This is a genomic window from Streptomyces sp. SID14436 (genome assembly GCF_010548465.1).
In the GTDB taxonomy this organism is placed as follows: Bacteria; Actinomycetota; Actinomycetes; order Streptomycetales; family Streptomycetaceae; genus Streptomyces.
Genome location: NZ_JAAGMD010000516.1, coordinates 1 through 3110 on the forward strand (window position 1 = coordinate 1; position 3110 = coordinate 3110).

4 protein-coding genes and 1 pseudogene are annotated in these 3110 nt (G+C 74.5%); 3 read left to right on the plus strand and 2 right to left on the minus strand.

Going from position 1 to position 3110, the window contains the following annotated elements; all coding sequences use genetic code 11:
• Positions 1-25: 25 nt before the first annotated feature.
• Positions 26-499, minus strand: a complete 474-nt coding sequence (locus tag G3I53_RS17940; RefSeq protein WP_164332882.1) for a pyridoxamine 5'-phosphate oxidase family protein — start codon at positions 497-499, stop codon at positions 26-28.
• A 161-nt stretch (positions 500-660) separates the two neighbouring features.
• Here G3I53_RS17940 and G3I53_RS17945 point away from each other — a divergent pair.
• A pseudogene (locus G3I53_RS17945) lies at positions 661-1230 on the plus strand (isochorismatase family protein); the annotation flags it as partial.
• On the opposite strand, the gene G3I53_RS17950 reads toward G3I53_RS17945, so the two are convergent.
• On the minus strand, positions 1217-1741 hold the full coding sequence (locus tag G3I53_RS17950) for a Rieske (2Fe-2S) protein (RefSeq protein WP_164438553.1): 525 nt from the start codon (positions 1739-1741) through the stop codon (positions 1217-1219). The pseudogene G3I53_RS17945 and the gene G3I53_RS17950 sit on opposite strands and share 14 nt — an antisense overlap.
• Positions 1742-1913: 172 nt before the next feature.
• Between G3I53_RS17950 and G3I53_RS17955 the strand changes: the two genes are divergently transcribed.
• Together G3I53_RS17955 and G3I53_RS17960 are read left to right on the plus strand one after the other, a co-directional pair.
• Positions 1914-2678, plus strand: coding sequence for a HipA family kinase (locus G3I53_RS17955; RefSeq protein ID WP_164335045.1), 765 nt, complete (start codon positions 1914-1916; stop codon positions 2676-2678).
• The gene (locus G3I53_RS17960) at positions 2675-3085 is read left to right on the plus strand and encodes a DUF3037 domain-containing protein (RefSeq protein ID WP_164438554.1); all 411 of its coding nucleotides are present in this window, start codon (positions 2675-2677) and stop codon (positions 3083-3085) included. The genes G3I53_RS17955 and G3I53_RS17960 overlap by 4 nt, the downstream gene beginning before the upstream one ends.
• Positions 3086-3110 lie beyond the last annotated feature (25 nt).

Consider the following 3110-nt stretch of genomic DNA (forward strand, 5'->3'; position numbering starts at 1 on the left):
GTCACCGGTGCGCCGGCCGCGCCGGCTACCCGGCGGCGGTCCCCAGCTTCCTGAAGTCCCAGGACACGACCTTCTCCGGGGTCAGCCGCACCCAGGCGTGCCGGCCGTCGTGCGGCATCTCCTCCAGGCCGAAGTTCTTGCGCGCGAACAGCGTCTCGGGGACGTCCAGTTCGGCGTGCAGCTCGCCGACGCGGGGCGCCTCGCCCACGAAGTCGACCCGCCCGGACAGCTCCGCGCCGCGCAGCTCGTCGTACTCCTCGCCGGTGTCGACCACGATCGCCACCCGCGGGTCGCGGCGCAGCTGCGCCCAGCGCTTGCTGCGCACCACCGAGTACAGCCAGATCGAGACACCGTCCCAGGCGAACCAGAGCGTGCTGACATGCGGTGCGCCGTCGGCCGACACCGTGGCCACCCGGCAGGTGCGCTGGGTGGTGAGGAAATCGTCCAGCTCGCCGGGCGTCATCATGATCTTCCGGCCCCGGCGTTGTGTGGCGGACATACGGCCCCCTCTTTCTCTCACGTCGTGTCAGAGGAGATCCTCTGACATCACGTCAGAAAAGGATGAGTCGTCTTCCCCCCGCACGCAACGGTGACTGCCCTCACCGGGCCGGCCGCCGACGACCAGGGGGAACCGTGCCGTCGTACGCAGCGCTCGGCGACCTGCCCGAACTCGCCGCCGAGGTCCGCTCCTCCGGCGCCCTCGCCCGGATCGCCGAGCTCGTCGACGCCGCCCGCGCGAGCGGCGTCCGGATCGTCCACGCCGTGGCCGAACGCCGGCCGGACGGCCGGGGCGCCAGCCGCAACGCCCGGCTGTTCCGCGCCGCCGAACGCCTCCCGGTGCACCGGCTGACCGGCAGTGCCGCCGTCCGGGTCGCCGCCCTCGTCGGGGTGGCCGACGAGGACCTCGTCGTCCGCCGGCTGCACGGCCTGTCCCGATACAGGGCACCGACATCGACCCGCTGCTGCGCGACCTCGGCTGCCGCACGCTGATCGTGACCGGCGTGTCGGCCAACGTGGCCGTCCCCGACGCCGTGTTCGACGCGGTCAACCCGCGGCTGCACGGTCGTCCTGCCCACCGACGCCGTCGCGGGCGTGCCCGCCGGCTACACCCGCGCGATGATCCGGCACACCCCGTCCCCGGTCGCCACCCTGGCGACCACGGACGAGGTGCACACGGCGTTCGCCCGGGGCCGGCCCGCCACCGCACCCCGGCCGCTCAGGCCAGGGTGATCGAGTCCCCGTCGACGGTGATCGGCACGGACGGCAGCGGCTTGGGCGCCGGGCCGCCCTGCACACTGCCGTCGGTGATGGAGAAGTTGCTGTCGTGGCAGGGGCAGTTGATGACCCCGTCCGAGACGCTCTGCACGGCGCACCCCCGGTGGGTGCAGGTCGCCGAGAACGCCTTGAACTCACCGGCCGACGGCTGGGTGACCACGACCTTGCGGTCGGCGAAGACCTTGCCGCCGCCCTCGGGGATCTCCGCGGTCGTGGTGAGCGCGCCGCCGGCGCCCCCGCCCTTGCCGCCGTCCCCCGCGCCGCCGTCCGCCGGACCACCGGCGGAGGAACCGGAGTCGGCGGCCGGCGAGGTGTCGTCGGAGCCCCCGCACGCGGTGAGCGCCGCGGCGAGGCCCGCCGCGGTGACCGTCGCCACCACGGCCCGGCGCCCCGGTCCCGTCGGGGCGTCCTCGTGCTCGGGCGCGGCCGGGGGAGTGGTGGAGGGCTTGAGCGATGCGCTGGTCATGCAGTGTGTCCCTTCCGGGGAGGATGATCCGGTCAGAGGTACGGTCAGCGGGCCCACGCTGTTCAGCGCTGCCAGCTTGACCTCCCGCGGGTCGGACGGACGTAAGCCACAGCTGTCGTTTCCCTGTCGGCCTCCGCGCGGGGCGGGCGCGGAGATCGCGTAGCCTGACGAGGTGCTGACCGACGTCACCGCCACCCGCTACATCACCCCCCTGCGCGAAGGCGGTTCCCTGCCCGGCCTGATCGAGGCCGACGATCTCGGCACCTACGTGCTGAAGTTCACCGGCGCGGGACAGGGCCGCAAGACGCTGGTCGCCGAGGTGCTGTGCGGGGAACTGGCCCGCCGGCTGGGGTTCCGGGTGCCGCGGCTGGTGACGGCCGAGGTCGACCCGGTGCTCGGCCTGGCGGAACCCGACCAGGAGGTGCAGGCGCTGCTCAGGTCCAGCGGCGGCACCAACCTGGGCATGGAGTTCCTCTCCGGCGCCCTCGGCTTCGATCCGTCGGCCTTCGACGTGGACCCCCGGGAGGCGGGGCGGGTCATCTGGTTCGACGCGCTGGTGAACAACGTCGACCGCTCCTGGCGCAACCCCAACCTGCTGCGGTGGCACGGCGAACTCTGGCTCATCGACCACGGCGCCACCCTGATCTGGCACCACAACTGGCCCGCCGCCGAAGCCTCCGCGGCCCGCCCCTACGACGCCTCCGAGCACGCCCTGCGCACCTTCGCCCCCGACGTCGCGGCCGCCGCCGCCGACCTCGCGCCGCTGGTCACCGAGGACCTGCTCGCCGAGGTCACCGCCGCGATCCCCGACGTCTGGCTGGACGGCGAGCCCGGCTTCGCCGCACCGGACGATCTCCGGCGGGCCTACGCGCGCCCCCTGCTCGCCCGCGCGGCCGACGTGCACCGGCGGGTCACCGGCATCGAGGAGGTCCGGTGAACGGCCGCCACGTGTACGAGTACGCCCTGCTGCGGGTGGTGCCGCGCGTCGAACGCGGTGAATGCGTCAACGCCGGGGTGCTGGTGTACTGCCGGCCCCTGTCGTACGTCGGGGCCCGCACCCACCTGGACGAGACCCGGCTGCTGGCCCTCGACCCCGACGCCGACCTGGCGGGGGTGCGGGCCGCGCTGCGCGCCGTGGAGAAGGTGTGCGCGGGCGGGGACGCGGCGGGACAGGCCGCGCGGGACGACGCCGGGCGCCGCTTCCGCTGGCTGATCGCCCCCCGCTCCACCGTCGTGCAGCCCGGCCCGGTGCACACCGGCCTCACCACCGACCCGGCGGCCGAGGCGGACCGGCTGCTCGACCTGCTGGTGCGTCCCCCCGGCTTCAGGCGCGCCGGCGCCTGAGCAGGTAGCCGCCCACGGCGAGGGC

Coding starts and splice junctions, on each gene's coding strand:
- G3I53_RS17950 (WP_164438553.1), bottom strand. CDS start 1,741: ATGACCAGCGCATCGCTCAAGCCCTCCACCACTCCCCCGGCCGCGCCC.
- G3I53_RS17940 (WP_164332882.1), bottom strand. CDS start 499: ATGTCCGCCACACAACGCCGGGGCCGGAAGATCATGATGACGCCCGGC.